Source organism: Halomonas sp. NCCP-2165 (genome assembly GCF_023708045.1).
Taxonomy (GTDB): Bacteria; Pseudomonadota; Gammaproteobacteria; order Pseudomonadales; family Halomonadaceae; genus Bisbaumannia; species Bisbaumannia pacifica.
In genome coordinates this window covers 1-16,687 of sequence record NZ_BRCY01000014.1, presented here as the reverse complement: position 1 = coordinate 16,687, position 16,687 = coordinate 1, and the positions used below count along the sequence as shown (strand labels likewise).

Here is a 16,687-nt window from a genome sequence, read left to right as displayed (position 1 = left end):
ACAAAACGCCCCCCTCTCCAGTCGGCGGCTTCGAGGTCTACTCACTGAACTACCGCCTGGCGTTGTAGGTTGGGTACGCGAGCCAAGGCGAGCACACCCAACGAGCTCCGCGGCGGCGGCTAGACCACATCGGATGCTCTCGCCTGTGGCTCGTTTATCCGACTTACTTGGGCTTGGGCAGGAAGCCGCCCGCCTCCAGTACCTGGGCATAGCCCTCCCGGAAGCTGGGGTAGCGGAAGCGGTAGCCGCTCTCGAGCAGCAGGGCGTTGTCGCAGCGCTTGCTGGCCCGGCGCCGCAGCGGCGACTGGATCACCTGGCTGGGCTCCACCCTGAGCTTGTCGGCCAGCCACTGCATCACCTCGTGCAGCGGCGCCGGCTCGCAGTCGGAGGCCAGGTAGAGGGGTTCCAGGGGCTGGTCGGCCAGGGCCAGGTCGATCAGGTGGGCCAGCACTCCGGTGCAATCGTCACGATGGATACGGTTGGAGTACATCGCCGGGCTGGCCGGCGCGATGCGCCCCTCGCGGACCTGGCGAATCAGGCGATCGCGCCCCGGTCCATAGATGCCGGAGAAACGCACCACGGTGCCCGGCAGGTCATGGGCCAGCAGCGCCTGCTCCGCCTCCAGCATCAGCTGCCCCGAGAAGCCATGGGGCGCCACCTCGCTGTGCTCGTCCACGGTCTCGCCTGCCTGCTGGGCATAGACGCTGGTGGACGAGACGAAGAAGACCCGCTTAGGCGGCCGCTTGCGGCCGGCATACTCGGCCAGCACCGCCTTGAGCCCGTCCGGGTAGGCGGCCCGATAGGCCTCCTCCTCGAAGCGGTCGGCGCTGATCACATAGACCAGCACCTCGGCGTCCGGCAGGGTCGCCAGGCTCTCGGCGTCCTGGACGTCCGCGGCCACCGCGGCGATGCCCGCCTCGGTCAGGGCCTGGGGGCGGCGCCGCACGCCGGTGACGCTCGTGCCTTGGGCCTTGAGTTGCCGTGCCAGGGTGATGCCGATATCGCCGCAACCGACGATCAATGTCGTTGTTTTCTTCACCTTTCCCTTGCCCCTTGATAAAAAGTCCCTATCGGATAACACATTACTGCCCCGAGAGGATGCCGCCGAGGCACCATCATGACTCTAACAGAACTCCGCTACATCGTAACCTTGGCCCAGGAGCGCCATTTCGGGCGCGCCGCCGAGCGCTGCCACGTCTCCCAGCCGACCCTGTCGGTGGCGGTGAAGAAGCTCGAGGAGGAGCTGGGCGTGCCCCTCTTCGAGCGCTCCAAGTCCACGGTGCAGGTCACCCCCCTGGGCGAGCGCATCGTCGAGCAGGCCCAACGGGTGCTGGAACAGAGCAGCGTGATCCGGGAGCTGGCCAATGCCGGCAAGGACCAGTTGGCGAGCCCGCTGCGTATCGGCGCCATCTACACCATCGGTCCCTACCTGTTTCCCGACCTGATTCCCGAGCTGGCCCGCAGCGCCCCCCAGATGCCGCTCTATATCGAGGAGGGCTTCACCGCCACCCTGCGCCGCAAGCTGCGCAGCGGCGAGCTGGACGCCATCATCATCTCGCTGCCCTTCACCGAGACCGATGTGCTGACCAAGCGCCTCTATGACGAGGAGTTCGAGGTGCTGATGCCGGCCAGCCACCCCTGGACCGAGAAGGCCAGCATCGACAAGGAGGAGCTGCTCGGCGAGCGCCTGCTGCTGCTCGGCGAGGGCCACTGCTTCCGCGACCAGATCCTCGAGGCCTGTCCGGCGATCAGCGCCAAGCTCAATAGCCCCAGCAACACCCTGACCGCCGAGGGCGGCTCCCTGGAGACCATCCGCTATATGGTCGCCTCGCGGCTGGGGGTGACGGTGCTGCCCCACTCCGCCATCGGCACCGGCCGCTACGAGCAGGGGGGCGTGGAGAGTCGCCCCTTCAGCGACCCGGCGCCGTCACGCACCGTGGCCATCGCCTGGCGGGCCAGCTTCCCACGGCCCAAGGCCATCGATACCCTCACCGAGGCGATCGCCAAGTGCCGTCAGCGGCGGACTTCATGAACGAGCTGCAGCAGCCGGTCACCGCGCTCAAGGGGGTCGGCGAGGCGCTGGCCACCAAGCTGGCCCGGCTGCGTATCGCCACCCTGGCGGACCTGCTCTTTCACCTGCCGCTGCGCTATCAGGACCGCACCCGTATCACCCCCATGGGCACCCTCAAGGCGGGCCAGGAGGCGGTGATCGAGGGCGAGGTGGCCGCCGCCAGCGTGGTTCAGGGGCGGCGCCGCAGCCTGCTGGTGCGGCTCAAGGATGGCTCCGGCATCATCAGCCTGCGCTTCTTCCACTTCTCGCCGGCCCAGCAGCAGCAGTTTCGCCCCGGGGTGCCCCTGCGCGCCTTCGGCGAGGCCCGGGCCGGGGCCACCGGCCTGGAGATTTACCACCCGGAGTACCGCCTGCTGGCCAGCGGCGAGGCCCCGGTGGAGGAGCACCTGACGCCCATTTACCCGACCACCGAGGGACTCAACCAGGCGCGGCTGCGGGCCCTGATCGGCCAGGCCCTAGCGCTGCTGGATCGTCATCCCGACGACCTGCGCGACTGGATTCCCGAGCCCCTGCGGGAGCGTTTCGGCCTGCCGGAGCTGCGCCACTGCCTGCATGCCCTGCATGAGCCGCCCCCGGAGGCCGATCTCGACAGCCTGGCCGATGGTCACCACCCGGCCATTCGCCGCCTGGCCCTGGAGGAGCTGCTGGCCCATCAGCTCAGCCTGCGCCAGGTACGCCTGCGCATCCAGGCCGATGGCGCCCCCGAACTGCCCTCCGGCCGCGGCCTGCAGGCGCGCTTCGTCGCCCAGCTGCCCTTCAGCCTGACCGGCGCCCAGCGCCGGGTGCTCGACGAGATCGCCGCCGACCTGCAGCGCCCCCTGCCCATGCTGCGCCTGGTGCAGGGGGACGTGGGCTCCGGCAAGACGGTGGTGGCGGCCCTGGCTGCACTCGCCGCCATCGCCGGCGGCTGCCAGGCGGCGGTGATGGCGCCCACCGAGATCCTCGCCGAGCAGCACTTCCGCACCTTTCGCGCCTGGTTCGAGCCGCTGGGCATCGAGGTGGCCTGGCTGGCCGGCAAGCTCAAGGGCAAGGCGCGCCTGGACACCAAGGCGGCGCTGCTGGACGGCCGCGCCCAGCTGGTGGTGGGCACCCACGCCCTCTTCCAGGACGACGTCCACTTCCAGCGTCTTGGACTGGCGATCATCGACGAGCAGCACCGCTTCGGCGTTCACCAGCGCCTGGCCCTGCGCGAGAAGGGCGAGGCCGCCGGCCTGACGCCCCACCAGCTGGTGATGACCGCCACGCCGATCCCCCGCACCCTGGCGATGAGCGCCTACGCCGACCTGGACCTGTCGGTGATCGACGAACTGCCCCCGGGGCGCACCCCGGTGCAGACGGTGGCGGTGCCCGACGAGCGCCGCCCGGAGGTGGTGGCGCGTATTCGCCATGCCTGCGCCGAGGGGCGCCAGGCCTACTGGGTCTGCACCCTGATCGAGGAGTCCGAGGCGCTGCAGTGCCAGGCCGCCGAGGCGACCCGGGACGAGCTCACCGAGCGGCTCCCGGAACTCGCCATCGGCCTGGTCCACGGGCGCATGAAGGCGGCGGAGAAGGCCGAGGTGATGGCGGCCTTCAAGGCCGGCGAGCTGGACCTGCTGGTGGCCACCACGGTGATCGAGGTGGGGGTGGACGTGCCCAATGCCAGCCTGATGATCATCGAGAACCCGGAGCGGCTGGGGCTCTCCCAGTTGCACCAGTTGCGTGGCCGGGTGGGGCGCGGCGCCACCGAGAGCTTCTGCGTGCTGCTCTACCATCCGCCGCTGTCGGCCCACTCCCGGGAGCGCCTGGCGGTGATGCGCGAGACCACCGACGGCTTCCGCATCGCCGAGAAGGACCTGGAGCTGCGCGGCCCCGGCGAGGTGCTGGGCACCCGCCAGACCGGCCTGGCGCAGATGAAGATCGCCGACCTGGAGCGGGACCGGGACCTGCTGGAACGGGTCACCGAGCTGGCCAAGGCCCTGCTGGAGCAGGCCCCGGAGGCCAGCGATCCGCTGATTCAGCGCTGGCTCGGCGATGAAGCCGGGCGTTATGGGCAGGTGTAACGCCAAGGAGCAAGGAGCAAGGAGCAAGGAGCAAGGAGCAAGGAGCAAGTATCCCCTCACACGGCTGATTACCAGGGTTTCCTTGTAGCTTGCAGCCGAAGGCCCTTGACCCTTGTAGCTCTGCGCTTAGAGGTGTTTTAGCAGCTTCTGCAGCTTGGTGAGATCGGCGGAGTCGCCGACCAGGCGCACGGTGCCTGCCATCATGCCGTCGAGGAAGGCCTGCTGGGTCGGTTTGCGCAGGACCTTGAGGGCGGCGGCCTCGTCCTCGAAGCGCAGCTCCAGGTCGAGATCCACCGGCAATCCCTTGCCGGTCTGGATGTCACGGGGCGACATCCGATAATAGCGGGCGATGGAGAGGTCTTCGGTGGCGATCCCCCAGTCGAGCCCCCTGGCCTGGCTCAGGGACTCGCGGAAGGCCGGCTTGCGGCGCAGGGCGCGCTTGAGCAACCAACCCAGGATCCACAACATCAGACGCAGCTTCATGGCGTTCCTTGCGAGGCGAGAACCCGGACCCGGCGCGGCTGGCTGCCGGGCCCGCGATGGACGACCTTACTTGGCGACGGCGTCCTTGAGCGCCTTGCCCGGCTTGAAGGCCACGGTCTTGCTGGCCGGAATGGTCAGCGGCTGGCCGGTCTGAGGGTTCTTGCCGGTGCGCGCGGCACGCTCGCGCACGGTGAAGGAGCCGAAGCCGATCAGCGAGACATCCTGCCCCTTGGCCACGCTGCCGGTGATCTCGTCGAGAATCACGTTCAACACCTGGCTGGCCTTGTCCTTGGAAAGATCGGCACGATCGGCGATCGCCGAGGCGAGTTCTGGTTTGCGCATACAGCCCTCCTGGTTTGGATATGCAAGGCGGCATCCGCCGCTCTCGTTGTTCTTCAAGGGTAACGGTAATCGAAGCCCCGAAGGGGGCGACCCCCGGGGATACCGGCGGGAGCCCTCCCCACGCGTAACGTCACTAGACTAGCAACGGCGGTGCGGCTCGCGCCAGCTCAACTTTCCGCCTCACGGCGGCGCCTGTCAACGCGAAACCCATCAAACGTCCGTCTACATCCTCGGCCAGGGCCGCGAGATCTCGCCCCTCCCCCTCGATACGCCAGCGCGCCGGTGCCTCTCTGGGCGGCAGCGACACCACCGGCAGCAGCGGCGTCTTGACCAGCACCGGCCAGGGACCATAGCTCACCGGGGTCGGGGCACCGCTCAGGGTCGCCGCCAATGCCTTGGCGGCCGCCTGCAGGGGCTGCACATACATGGCGTTGATACCGGCCACGCAGGCCGCATCGCCCAGGGCATAGATGCCCGCCGCCGAGGTCGCCAGGTAGCGATCGGTGACGATGCCTTCGGCGCCGGTCGTCAGCCCCGCCGCCTCGGCCAGCTCGACCCGCGGCGCCAGGCCGGTGGCCACCAGCACCAGGTCCGCGGTCAGGGAGTGACCATTATCCAGGCTCAGGACCAGGCCCTGCGCCTCGGCTTCCATGGCCATCAGCGAGCGCCCCGCATGCAGGGCGATACCTGCTTCTGCCATTGCCTCGCCCAGGGCTCGCCCCAGGGGCTCCGGCAGCAGCCGCGCCAGGGGCGCCGGCTCCGGGGCGACCAGCGCCACCCGATGGCCGCCGGCCTGCAGGTCATTGGCGAACTCGCAGCCCACCAGGCCGCTGCCGATGATCGCCACCCGGGCCGGACGGCCGAGACCCGCCAGGGCCGTCTGAAAGGCGCGATAGTCGTCCAGGTCATTGATGGTAAAGACCCGGTCGGCGAGCCCCGCGGGGATGGCGAAGGGCGGTCGCGGCGCGGCACCGGTGGCCAGCACCAGTTGCCCGTAGTCGAGGCGCTCCTCACCGATCCACAGGCAGCGGGCCTCGGGGTCGAGGGCGGTGACCCGGGTGTGAGTACGCACCACGGCGCCCAGTTGCTCGGCCACCTCGAGGGCCGAACGCTGGGCCAGCCGCTCCGGGGGCAGGCCCTTGGCGAAGCCGGTGGAGAGCAGCGGCTTGGAATAGTCGTCGCCGCTATCGGCGGTGATCAGGGTCAAGGGATGGTCGGGATTCCTGGCCCGCCACTGGCGGGCCAGACCCAGGCCGGCCATACCGGTTCCGAGGATGATCAGGGGCGTGTCCATGGGGCTCCTGGCAGCGAGAGGGGATGGCCCCCCATGGTACACTAGCCGCCCCTTGACTCGACCCGGAGCGGCACGGTGCGCGACAGGCCACTTCTTCCCATCGCCATCCCCCACTGGCAACCCGCCGCGGCCTTCAGGCCCTTGATCAGCGCCCCCTGGTGGCAGTGGCTGGCGTCCCAGGACTCATTGACCGAGCGCCTGACCGCCGCCGGCGGCGAGCGCCCCTTCCGGGTGCGCCTGCTGAGTCAGCGCCCGGGAGTGCCCCGGCGCGACGAGGCCCGGGCCCTGGGGCTGGCGCCGCGTCGCCTGGCCTGGCTGCGCGAGGTCGCCCTGTGCCTGGGCGAGCGCCCCTGGGTGGTGGCCCGCTCGGTGGCCCCCCTGACCCAGCTACGTGGCCAGCGCCTGGACGGCCTGGGGGAGCGCTCCCTGGGCAGCTGGCTGTTCCGCCAGCCGGACCTGGAGCGCGGCCCCATCGAGCTGACCCGGCGGCCGGCCCCCTTCCACCCGGGGCATGGCCCCTGGGGGCGCCGCTCGGTCTTCCGCCACGGCGACTTCATGGTACTGGTGCAGGAGTACTTCCTGGCATCGATGGCCGAGGAGCTGGGGCTGCCATCGCGCTAGGAGGCTGTCGGCTTAGCCCGGCTAGGCTGCTAGGATTAGCGCCATCGCTTCAGGAGGACACGATGGACTCGACCCAGCCCCGCGGCCTGCGCCGCCTGCCCGATTTCCTGCGCCTGATGCGCCTCGACCGGCCCATCGGCACCTGGTTGCTGATGTGGCCCACCCTCTGGGCGCTGTGGGTGGCCAGCGAGGGCATTCCCGAGCGCAAGCTGCTGCTGATCTTTATCGCCGGGGTCTACCTGATGCGCGCCGCCGGCTGCGTGATCAACGACTTCGCCGACCGCCACCTGGACGGCCATGTGAAGCGCACCAAGGAGCGTCCCCTGGCCACGGGGCGGATCACCGAGAAGGAAGCCAAGACGCTGTTCGCCGCCCTGGTGGTGGCGTCCTTCGTGCTGGTGCTCTTCACCAACCTCTTTACCATCCTGCTGGCCTTCGTGGGGGTGGGCCTGGCCTTTATCTACCCCTTTATGAAGCGCTATACCCACCTGCCTCAGTTGTTCCTGGGGGCGGCCTTCTCCTGGGCCATCCCCATGGCCTTCGGCGCCGCGCTGGGCCATATCCCGATGGAGGCCTGGCTGCTGTTCGCCGCCAATGTCGCCTGGACGGTGGCCTACGACACCCAGTACGCCATGGTCGACCGGGACGACGACCTGAAGATCGGCATCAAGTCCACGGCGGTGCTCTTCGGTCGCGCCGACAAGGCGATCATCGGCCTGCTGCAGCTGACCACCCTGGGCCTGCTCGGTTGGGCGGGTCGGGGCCTGGGGCTGGGCGGTTTCTTCTGGCTGGGGCTGGCGGCCATGGCGGCCACCTTCGTCCACCAGCAGGCGCTGATCCATGACCGCTCCCGGGAACGCTGCTTCCAGGCCTTCCTCAACAACCACTGGTCGGGGCTGGTGCTCTTCGCCGGCCTGGCGCTAAGCCTCTGGCCCCAGGGTTAATTGGCCACCTGGACATACTGTTAGAGCTTTGAACGTGAGGGGCGCTGGGGGCAGGTCGGAGCAAAGCGTCTTTTTCAGGGACGAAAAAGTCGAGCGTCCAGGGAAGGATTCACAGCGTCTTTGCGCGGGGCCGGCCTTCCGGAGTGCCTGCCCTCAGGTTAGCCCCGAGACAAACTCGCCTTGTCATGGTGCTGTCATATTGTCAGGCTCTAATCGTCATCACACCGTCATAGCCAGCCGAGGCCCAAGATGACCGCCAAGACCGTTCTGATCGTCGATGACGAAGCGTCCATCCGCGAGATGATCGCCGTGGCCCTGGAGATGGCCGACTATCGGGTGCTCGAGGCCGACAACGCCCAGGACGCCCACGCCATGATCGTCGACCACCAGCCCGACCTGCTGCTGCTGGACTGGATGATGCCCGGCACCAGCGGCATCGAACTGGCCCGGCGCCTCAAGCGCGAGACCACCACCTCCGAACTGCCGATCATCCTGCTCACCGCTAAGGGCGAGGAGGACAACAAGATCCAGGGGCTGGAGGCCGGCGCCGACGACTACATCACCAAGCCCTTCTCGCCCCGGGAGCTGGTGGCCCGCCTCAAGGCCGTGCTGCGCCGCACCACCCCCAAGGGAGTCGAGGAGGCCGTCGAGGTGGAGGGCCTGGTGCTGGATCCCGCCAGCCACCGGGTCAGCGCCAACGGCCGGGCGGTGGAGATGGGCCCCACCGAGTACCGCCTGCTGCAGTTCTTCATGACCCACCAGGAGCGCGCCTATACCCGCAGCCAGCTCCTCGACCAGGTGTGGGGCGGCAACGTCTACGTGGAGGAGCGCACCGTGGACGTGCATATCCGCCGCCTGCGCAAGGCCCTGGGCGAGCACCATCAGCACCTGGTGCAGACGGTGCGCGGTACCGGCTACCGCTTCTCCGCCAAGGCCTAGACGCTGGGCCACCGACTTTTCCGTCGAAGCCTAGTATTCTGATGCCAAAAGCGGTGCTGACCACCGCCCCCTGAACCTCCGACCTGCGGAGCCCGTCCGTGCATAACTGGCATCGCGAACTCTGGCGACTCGGCCTGTTGATCACAGGCTTCGGCCTGCTGGGCTGGCCCCTGGGGCATCCCGCCGCCGGCCTGGCCCTGGGGCTGGCCCTGGGCCTGGGACGCCAGCTCTGGCAGTTGCGCGCCCTGCATCGCTGGCTGAGCGAGCGCCCCCAGGACGAGCCCCCCGCCGCCAGCGGCCTGTGGGGGGAGCTCTTCGATCGCCTCTACAAGTACCAGAAGGGCCAGCGCCTCACCCAGCGCCGCCTGCGCGATACCCTCAAGCGCATCCAGGACTCCTCCGAGGCGATGACCGACAGCGTGGTGATGCTCGACTCCCACGGCGACCTGGAGTGGTGGAACAGCGCCGCCGAGCGCATGCTGGGCCTCAAGGCCTCCCATGACCGCGGCCAGCACATCACCAACCTGCTGCGCGACCCGCGCTTTATCGGCTACTTCAATGCCCGCGACTACCAGGAACCCTTGACCCTGCCCTCGCCGCTGCGCGAAGACCTGATCCTGCAGTTCCAGATCACCCTCTATGGCGACAACGAGCGCCTGCTGATGGCGCGGGATATCTCGCGCCTGCACCGCCTGGAGATGATGCGCCGCGACTTCGTGGCCAATGTCTCCCACGAGCTGCGCACCCCCCTGACGGTGATGACCGGCTACCTGGAGACCTACGCCGACCACGCCGACCTGCTGCCGCCGCGTTTCGCCCGGGGCCTGGGGCAGATGCAGCAGCAGGCCACCCGCATGCAGACCCTGGTGGAAGACCTGCTGCTGCTGTCACGCCTGGAGAACGAGCAGCATCGGGAACCCGCCGAAGCGGTGGACCTCGGCGAACTGATGGCGGCGGTACGCCGCGACGGCGAGGCCCTCTCCGGAGGAGTGCACCAACTGGCGGTGGAGGCCCCGGCGACGGAGCGGCTGCTGGGCAATGCCCAGGAGCTGCGCAGCGCCCTCTCCAACCTGGTCTTCAATGCGGTGCGTTACGCCGGCGAGGGGACGCGGATCACCCTGTGCTGGCGTCTTACCGCGGAGGGCGCCTGCCTGGAGGTGGAGGACGACGGCGAGGGCATCGACCCGGTGCATCTGCCGCGCCTCACCGAGCGCTTCTACCGGGTCGACAAGGGACGCAGCACCGCCACCGGCGGCACCGGCCTGGGCCTGGCCATCGTCAAGCATGTGCTGCTGCGCCACGACGCCCGCCTGGAGATCGACTCCCACCCCGGCGAGGGGGCCCGCTTCTCCTGCCACTTCCCCGCCGAGCGGCTGCTGCCCGCCCCGGCCCTGGCAAACTCCTCCTGAGGGGGCGCCTCTTTATCAATCCCCCTGTCACTTCCCGGCCGAGCGGCTGCTGCCCGCCCCGGCCCTGGCAAACTCGCCAGAAAAGCCGATATCGGGGCTATCCGGGGACAACCCACGCGAAGACGCGGTAAACCCTTCCCTGGGCGCTCGGCATTCTCGTCCCTGATAATGACGCTTCGCTACGGCTTGTCCCCGGCGCCCCTTCCCATTCTCCCTCTCAGCTACCCTCTTGGCGCATCGTCAGGCCGCGGTAGTGGGCGTCCCACATCAGCACCGCGCCGGCCACGGCGCCGGGCAGCAGGATCAGGTTGGCCAGGGGGATCCAGGTGATCAGGGTGACCCAGCCGCCGTAGGTGAGGGTCGGCCAGCGGCGCCGTGCCAGGCGCCGGCGCATCTCGGCGAAGCTCACCTGGTTGTTGTCCATGGGGTAATCCAGGTAGGTGATGGCCATGATCCAGGCGGAGAAGAGCGCCCAGAGCAGGGGCGCGAACAGGTTGAGGCCGGGAATCCAGCCGATCAGGAAGAGCAGCGCCATGCGCGGCAGGATATAGGCCAGCTTGACCAGTTCACGGCCCAGGGCATCCACCGCGGTGCGCAGCAGCCCGCGATCGTCCAGGGGTTCGCGGCCGGTGGTCAGCACCTCCACCCTGGCGGCGAGGAAGCCGTAGAAGGGCGCGGCGATCAGGTGGGTCACCAGGGTAAAGGTAAAGAAGACCATCACCACCAGGCTGATCAGGAACAGCGGCCAGATCAACCAGCTCAGCCAGTCGAGCCAGGCCGGCACCATCGCCATCCAGCCATCCAGCCAGCCGCCGAAATGGCTCAGCACATAGCGCAGCAGCAGCGCATAGACCACCAGGTTGATGGCGATGGGAACGAACACGTAGCGGCGCAGGCCGGGGCGGAATACCAGGCGGGTGCCACGCAGCACCGCGGTCAGGGCATCGAGCATGGGGGTATCTCTCCTCAAAACGACAGCGACCGCCGGCACTCGCGGCGGTCGCTGCATTGGAGGGGCTCGCGCCCCGGCGGTCAAGCCCCGCGGCCATCAACTGCGGCCAGACACCATCATCCATGGCGGCCCGGGGCTATCCAGGGGGGAGGCACTACGCAAAGACGCTGTGAATCCGTCCATGGACACTCGACTTTTTCGTCCCTGAAAAAGACGCTTTACTCCGGCCTCCCCCCAGCGCCCCTGAGCCATTCCTACTTTAATGCTCCTGTGAACGGCCTACCGCTTGATGGCGGCCTCATCCAGCGTCTCGGGATCGACATGGCGGATATCCAGCCCCTTGACCAGATAGACCACGTATTCCGCCAGGTTGTCGGCATGATCGCCGATACGCTCCAGGGCACGCAGGATCCACATCACGCTGAGCACCGAGGAGATGGAGCGCGGATCCTCCATCATGAAGGTCATCAGCGAGCGCATGGCGCTGGCATACTCGCTGTCCACCGAGTCGTCCTCGCGCACCACCTCCAGGGCCAGCTCGATATCGAAGCGGGCGAAGGCGGTCAGGGCATCGCGCAGCATCTTGCGCACGTGCTCGCTGATATGGCGCACCTCCACCACGCCCTTGGCGTTCTGGCTCGACTCGATCAATGCCAGGGCATTGCGGGCGATCTTGCTGGCCTCGTCGCCGATGCGCTCCAGGTCGGAGGTGGCGCGGATCACCGCCAGCACCAGGCGCAGGTCGGAGGCGGCGGGCTGACGACGGGCCAGCACCCGGGTGCACTCGTCGTCGATCTTCAACTGCATGTCGTTGACCGCCTTGTCGTTGTCGCGGACCCGCTCGGCGAGGCGGCTGTCGCCGTCCAGCAGGGCGCTCACCGCCTCCTGGATCTGCTGCTCCACCAGGCCCCCCATGGCCATCAGGTGGGTCTTGAGCTCCTCGAGCTCCTGGTTGAACTGGCGGGAAATATGCTGGCTATGGGTATCGCTGGTGATGTCCATGGGACTCTCCTGAAGCCGCCGGATCAGCTCATCCGGCCGGTGATGTAGTCTTCGGTGCGGGTCAGCCGCGGATTGGTGAACAGGTCATCGGTGGCGGCATACTCCACCAGTTCGCCGCCCTCCAGGAAGGCGGTGTAGTCGGAGACCCGGGCCGCCTGCTGCATGTTGTGGGTGACCAGGATCACCGAGAGCCGCGACTTGAGATTGCGGATCAGCTCCTCGATCTTCAGCGAGGAGATCGGGTCCAGGGCCGAGGCGGGCTCGTCGAGCAGCAGCACCTCGGGCTGCACCGCCAGGGTCCGGGCGATCACCAGGCGCTGCTGCTGCCCCCCCGAGAGGGTCCAGGCGGAGTCGTGCAGGCGATCCTTGACCTCGTCCCAGAGGGCCGCGGAGACCAGCGCCCACTCGATGATCTCGTCGCGGCGGCGCTTTTTCAGCGGCGCCTGGAGTCGCAGCCCGAAGGCCACGTTCTCGTAGATCGACATGGGGAAGGGGTTGGGGGTCTGGAAGACCATCCCCACCCGGCGACGCAGCTGTGCCACCGCCACCCCCGGCCCGTGGATATCCTCCCCCTCCAGCAGCACCCGGCCGCTCTGGGTGACCTCGTCATTGAGATCATGCAGCCGATTGAGGGCCCGCAGCAGGGTCGACTTGCCACAGCCCGAGGGGCCGATAAAGGCGGTGACGCTGTGTCGCGGTACCCGCAGCGACAAGCCCCGGAGCGCCGGCTGCTCGCCATAGCGCAGGGAGAGGTCATCGATCTCCAGGCAGCCCTGGGCCGCCGGGATCTCGATGATCGCCGAGCGGGTCTCCCCGGCCGCCCGGGAAAGCAGCGTCTCGGACATGGCTCGACTCATCGGGCCCCCGGCGCCGCATGCCGCGCCCTCAGATGATGCCGCAGCAATATTGCAGTCAGGTTAAGCACCAGGATCACTCCCACCAGCAGCAGCGCCGTGGCATAGACCAGCGGCAGGGCCGCCTCCACGTCGCCGCCATGAAAACCGACATCGAAGACATGGTAGCCCAGATGCATGAACTTCCGCTCCAGGTGCAGGTAGGGGAAGTCCCCGTCCACCGGCACCTGGGGCGCCAGCTTGGCCACTCCCACCAGCATCAAGGGCGCCACCTCGCCGGCGGCCCGGGCGATGGCCAGGATCACCCCGGTGAGCATCGCCGGCAGGGCCATGGGCAGTACCACCCGGCGCAGCATCTCGGCGCGGGTGGCGCCGAGGGCCAGGGCCGCCTCGCGCTGCTGATCGGGGATGCGCGCCAGCCCCTCCTCGGTGGCCACGATCACCACCGGCAGGGTCAGCAGGGCCAGGGTCAGGGAGGCCCACAGCAGGCCCCCGGTGCCGAAGGTGGGCGACGGCAAGGACTCGGCGAAGAACCACGCATCGAGGCGCCCGCCGAGGCCATAGACGAAGACCCCGAGGCCGAAGACGCCATAGACGATGGAGGGCACCCCGGCCAGGTTGCGCACGGCGATACGCACCCACCCGGTCAGCCGTCCCTGGGGGGCCACCTCGTGCAGGTAGACCGCCGCCAGCACCCCGAAGGGGGTCACCAGGGCCGACATCAGCAGCACCATCAGCACGGTACCGAAGATCGCCGGCCAGACGCCGCCGGCGCTATTGGCGGCCTCGGGCCCCTCGCTGAGGAAGTGCCAGAGGTTGGCCGCCCAGGCCAGCAGCTTTTCCACCGGCGACATGGCATTGGGCCGCCAGGCGGCCGTCATCTCGGCCAGGGGTACGCTCAGGCGCTCGCCGGCGGCGCTCTCCACTACCAGGGCATCCCGCGCCATGGCCGCCTGCAGTTCGGCGACCCGCGCTCGAGCCGCGGCCAACCGCTCGCGGGCCGCGGCGTCGTCATGGTCCGCCGCCAGGCGCCGCGCCAGCGGTGCGATCACCTCCTCGCGCAGGGCATCGCGCTCCTCGACCAGCCCCCGGACCCGGGCCAGGCGGGCCTCGAAGGCCGGCCATAGCGGCTCCGTCAGTCGCCGTCCCGCCTCCTCCAGGGCCAGGGGACGCACGATCAGCTCGCCCCAGCGTCGGCGTTCGATCACCGCCCACGCCTCGGGGGCCTCCTCGGCGACGATGCGCCCGACCTCGACCCAGCGCCAGGCCTCGCCGTCCAGGTCGCGGTTGCCGACCCGGTAGAGGCGCTCGTGCACCCAGTGCCCTTCCAGGGTGCGCCGGCGCTCCTCGCGCACCGGCTGACCGGCCAGCTGGTGCCCGTCATCGAGGGTCACCAGCGTCACCGGCGCCGGCCAGAAATGCCCCAGGCCGCGCCCCGCCAGCAGCAGCAAGAGGGCCACCAGCATCAGCAGCGACAGGGCCAGGCTGCCGGCGGCCAGCCAGGGCCAGGGCCCCTCGCCCCGGGGTCGCCCGGCACGGCGCATCGACGGGAGTCTCATCGTCCCGCCCCCAGGCGCCGATAGCGGCGCTTGAGGCGTCGCCGCACCAGCTCCGCCAGGGTGTTGACGACGAAGGTGAAGAGGAACAGCAGCAGGGCGCTGAGCAGCAGTACCCGATAGTGGGTGCCGCCGGGTACCGCCTCGGGCAGTTCGATGGCCAGGTTGGCGGCGAAGGAGCGCAGGCCCTCCAGGGGATTGACGCTCATCAGGGCGGTATTGCCGGTGGCCATCAGTACGATCATGGTCTCGCCCACGGCGCGCCCGGCGCCGATCATCACCGCCGAGAAGACCCCCGGCCCGGCGGCGGGCAGCAGCACCTTCCACAGGGTCTGCCAGCGGGTGGCGCCCAGGGCCTGGGCCCCCTCGCCGAGGCTCGCCGGCACCCCGGAGAGGGCATCCTCGGCCAGGGCGAAGATGGAAGGAATCACCGCGAAGCCCATGGCCAGGCCGACGATCAGGGCGTTGCGCTGCTCGACGTCGACCCCCAGGGAGGCCGCCAGCCAGCCGCGCAGGTCGCCGCCGAACCAGGCCGCCTCCAGCCAGGGCGAGGCCCACAGCGCCAGGGTCACCCACAGCGCCAGCCAGGGCATCAGCCAGAGCCCCGCCCAGCCCAGGGGCAGGCGGCGGCGCAGCGCCGCGGGCAGCCAGGCCCACAGCCCTCCCGCCAGCAGCATCGCCAGCGGCAGCAGCAGGATCAGCGCCAGGCTGCCGGCCAGGTGGCGCTCGACGAAGGGCGCCAGCACCAGGCCGGCGATAAAGCCGATCACCACCCCGGGCAGCGCCTCCATCAACTCCAGGGTCGGCTTGAGGCGATGGCGCAGTCGCCGCGGCAGGTAGCAGGCGCTGGAGACCGCCGCCCCCAGGGCCAGGGGCACGGCGAACAGCAGGGCATAGGCCGCCGCCTTGAGGGTGCCCCAGGCCAGCGGGGTCAGGCCATACTTGGGCTCGTCCAGGCTACCCTCGCCGGCGCTCTGCCAGCGTTGCTGGGGGGCGGCATGGCCCTCGTAGGGCTGCGGCAGCCAGAGGGTGTGCCAGTCGATCTCGGCATGGGGTGCCTCGATGGCCAGGCGCCGGAGGTCTTCCTCGCCTCGCCATAGCAGGTGCCCCTCGCCATCGAAGCCCAGGGCCTCGCCGGCGGGGAGCTCGCCGCGCCAGCGCTCCCCGGCCAGGGCGTCGTAGAGGCTCAGCCCCGCGGCATCCCGGACCAGGAACTGGCGCGATCCGGGGCGTACCCAGAGGGCCTCGATGGTCGCGCCCCGCTCACGATAGGTCTTGGCCAGGCGCAGCCAGGGGGGGCGCTCCTCGACGAGCCAGCGGCGCAGGCCACCGGCGTCGTCGGCGATGATCAGGCTGCGCCCCCCGGCCAGGCTCGCCACCGCGCTGATGCGCCGTTCGGGGGCCACCACCGGCAGCCGCGCCACCAGCCTCGGCGCCTCCCCCACCAGGTCGATCCTCGCCAGGCGATGCGCCTCGGCCAGCCAGAGTCGCTCGTCCAGGGCGCGCGGCAATCGCTCCAGCCGCTGCTCCCGCAGCCAGGCCTCGAGCCCGGCGGGCAACGGCGCCTGCAGGGGATGGGCCGCCTCGATGCCGGGCATCGCCGGCTCGGCGGTCACCCGTGGGGCGGAGAAGAGCGGCCAGGCGGCCATCACCAGGAAGACGCCGATGGCCAGCACGGCGACGATCACGCCGATGCCGCAGGCGCTGATCAGCAGGGTCGCCAGGCGATCCCGGACCCGGCGCCAGCGCTGGCGCCTGCGCACGGCGAGCGAGGAGAAGTCGATCATGGCCGGGGCCCGTGGGAAGCGAAGAGTGGCATGGAGGTAGCGTGACTCTAGGTCAGGATGATGACAAAACGATGACAGCGATCAGGGCGGCGCCAGGCCGATCTCTCGGCGAATCGCCGCCAGGCGCGGCGGCGGCAGGGCCACGAACCCCAGCTCCTCGACGATGGCCTGCCCCTCGGCGGAGAGCACCAGCTCGATAAAGGCGCGCTCCAGGGGCGGCCAGGGCTCGCCGGGGACCAGGTTGAGGTAGAGATAGAGGGGGCGCGTCAGGGGATAGTCACCGGCCAGGGCGGCCTCGGCGGTGGGACGGACCACCCCGCCGTCCTCCCCCACCAGGCCCAGGGCCCGCTGCCAGCCGCCATAGAGCCCCAACAGCCCGCCGATGGGGGCCATC

General features: G+C 69.5%; 16 protein-coding genes. 6 read left to right on the top strand and 10 right to left on the bottom strand.

Annotated features, from left to right (window positions below):
• Nucleotides 1–163 precede the first annotated feature (163 nt).
• A complete protein-coding gene (locus tag NFU04_RS09080) occupies nucleotides 164–1,039 on the bottom strand; it encodes an SDR family oxidoreductase (protein WP_251309138.1) in 876 nt (291 codons plus the stop codon).
• Between the two features lie 78 nt (nucleotides 1,040–1,117).
• Between NFU04_RS09080 and NFU04_RS09075 the strand changes: the two genes are divergently transcribed.
• Both NFU04_RS09075 and recG read left to right on the top strand, forming a co-directional pair.
• Complete coding sequence (locus NFU04_RS09075; protein ID WP_146802477.1) at nucleotides 1,118–2,032, top strand: hydrogen peroxide-inducible genes activator; 915 nt, start codon at nucleotides 1,118–1,120, stop codon at nucleotides 2,030–2,032.
• On the top strand, nucleotides 2,029–4,110 hold the full coding sequence (gene recG, locus NFU04_RS09070) for an ATP-dependent DNA helicase RecG (protein ID WP_251309137.1): 2,082 nt from the start codon (nucleotides 2,029–2,031) through the stop codon (nucleotides 4,108–4,110). Before NFU04_RS09075 ends, recG begins: the two co-directional genes overlap by 4 nt.
• A gap of 126 nt (nucleotides 4,111–4,236) precedes the next feature.
• On the opposite strand, the gene NFU04_RS09065 is transcribed toward recG, so the two are convergent.
• The 3 genes from NFU04_RS09065 to NFU04_RS09055 form a co-directional block, all read right to left on the bottom strand.
• A complete protein-coding gene (locus tag NFU04_RS09065; RefSeq protein WP_251309136.1) occupies nucleotides 4,237–4,593 on the bottom strand; it encodes a hypothetical protein in 357 nt (118 codons plus the stop codon).
• Nucleotides 4,594–4,659: 66 nt separating this feature from the next.
• Complete coding sequence (locus tag NFU04_RS09060) at nucleotides 4,660–4,935, bottom strand: HU family DNA-binding protein (RefSeq protein WP_251309135.1); 276 nt, start codon at nucleotides 4,933–4,935, stop codon at nucleotides 4,660–4,662.
• A 133-nt stretch (nucleotides 4,936–5,068) separates the two neighbouring features.
• A complete protein-coding gene (locus tag NFU04_RS09055) occupies nucleotides 5,069–6,229 on the bottom strand; it encodes an NAD(P)/FAD-dependent oxidoreductase (RefSeq protein WP_251309134.1) in 1,161 nt (386 codons plus the stop codon).
• A 75-nt stretch (nucleotides 6,230–6,304) separates the two neighbouring features.
• Between NFU04_RS09055 and NFU04_RS09050 the strand changes: the two genes are divergently transcribed.
• The 4 genes from NFU04_RS09050 to phoR all read left to right on the top strand — a co-directional run bounded on the left by NFU04_RS09050 (nucleotide 6,305) and on the right by phoR (nucleotide 10,142).
• Nucleotides 6,305–6,850: a chorismate--pyruvate lyase family protein gene (locus tag NFU04_RS09050; RefSeq protein ID WP_251309133.1), complete on the top strand. Its 546-nt coding sequence runs from the start codon at nucleotides 6,305–6,307 to the stop codon at nucleotides 6,848–6,850.
• A 62-nt stretch (nucleotides 6,851–6,912) separates the two neighbouring features.
• Nucleotides 6,913–7,794: a 4-hydroxybenzoate octaprenyltransferase gene (gene ubiA / locus NFU04_RS09045; RefSeq protein ID WP_251309132.1), complete on the top strand. Its 882-nt coding sequence runs from the start codon at nucleotides 6,913–6,915 to the stop codon at nucleotides 7,792–7,794.
• Between the two features lie 249 nt (nucleotides 7,795–8,043).
• Nucleotides 8,044–8,733, top strand: coding sequence for a phosphate regulon transcriptional regulator PhoB (phoB, locus tag NFU04_RS09040; RefSeq protein ID WP_251309131.1), 690 nt, complete (start codon nucleotides 8,044–8,046; stop codon nucleotides 8,731–8,733).
• A 98-nt stretch (nucleotides 8,734–8,831) separates the two neighbouring features.
• Nucleotides 8,832–10,142 (top strand): phosphate regulon sensor histidine kinase PhoR, encoded by a 1,311-nt coding sequence (gene phoR / locus NFU04_RS09035; RefSeq protein WP_251309130.1) that lies wholly within the window; start codon nucleotides 8,832–8,834, stop codon nucleotides 10,140–10,142.
• 217 nt (nucleotides 10,143–10,359) lie between these two features.
• Here phoR and cysZ read toward each other — a convergent pair whose 3' ends face one another.
• From cysZ to NFU04_RS09000, 6 genes are all read right to left on the bottom strand, one after another.
• Nucleotides 10,360–11,094, bottom strand: coding sequence for a sulfate transporter CysZ (cysZ, locus tag NFU04_RS09030; RefSeq protein WP_251309129.1), 735 nt, complete (start codon nucleotides 11,092–11,094; stop codon nucleotides 10,360–10,362).
• A 279-nt stretch (nucleotides 11,095–11,373) separates the two neighbouring features.
• Entirely contained in the window at nucleotides 11,374–12,096 is a 723-nt protein-coding gene (gene phoU / locus NFU04_RS09025) for a phosphate signaling complex protein PhoU (RefSeq protein ID WP_251309128.1), read from the bottom strand.
• 23 nt (nucleotides 12,097–12,119) lie between these two features.
• Nucleotides 12,120–12,941, bottom strand: a complete 822-nt coding sequence (pstB, locus tag NFU04_RS09020) for a phosphate ABC transporter ATP-binding protein PstB (protein WP_198057910.1) — start codon at nucleotides 12,939–12,941, stop codon at nucleotides 12,120–12,122.
• An 8-nt stretch (nucleotides 12,942–12,949) separates the two neighbouring features.
• Nucleotides 12,950–14,509, bottom strand: coding sequence for a phosphate ABC transporter permease PstA (gene pstA, locus NFU04_RS09015; protein WP_251309127.1), 1,560 nt, complete (start codon nucleotides 14,507–14,509; stop codon nucleotides 12,950–12,952).
• On the bottom strand, nucleotides 14,506–15,576 hold the full coding sequence (locus NFU04_RS16505; protein WP_459382079.1) for an ABC transporter permease subunit: 1,071 nt from the start codon (nucleotides 15,574–15,576) through the stop codon (nucleotides 14,506–14,508). Before NFU04_RS16505 ends, pstA begins: the two co-directional genes overlap by 4 nt.
• Before the next feature lie 798 nt (nucleotides 15,577–16,374).
• On the bottom strand, nucleotides 16,375–16,687 hold a 313-nt coding region (locus NFU04_RS09000), incomplete at its 5' end, for a PstS family phosphate ABC transporter substrate-binding protein (protein WP_459382077.1).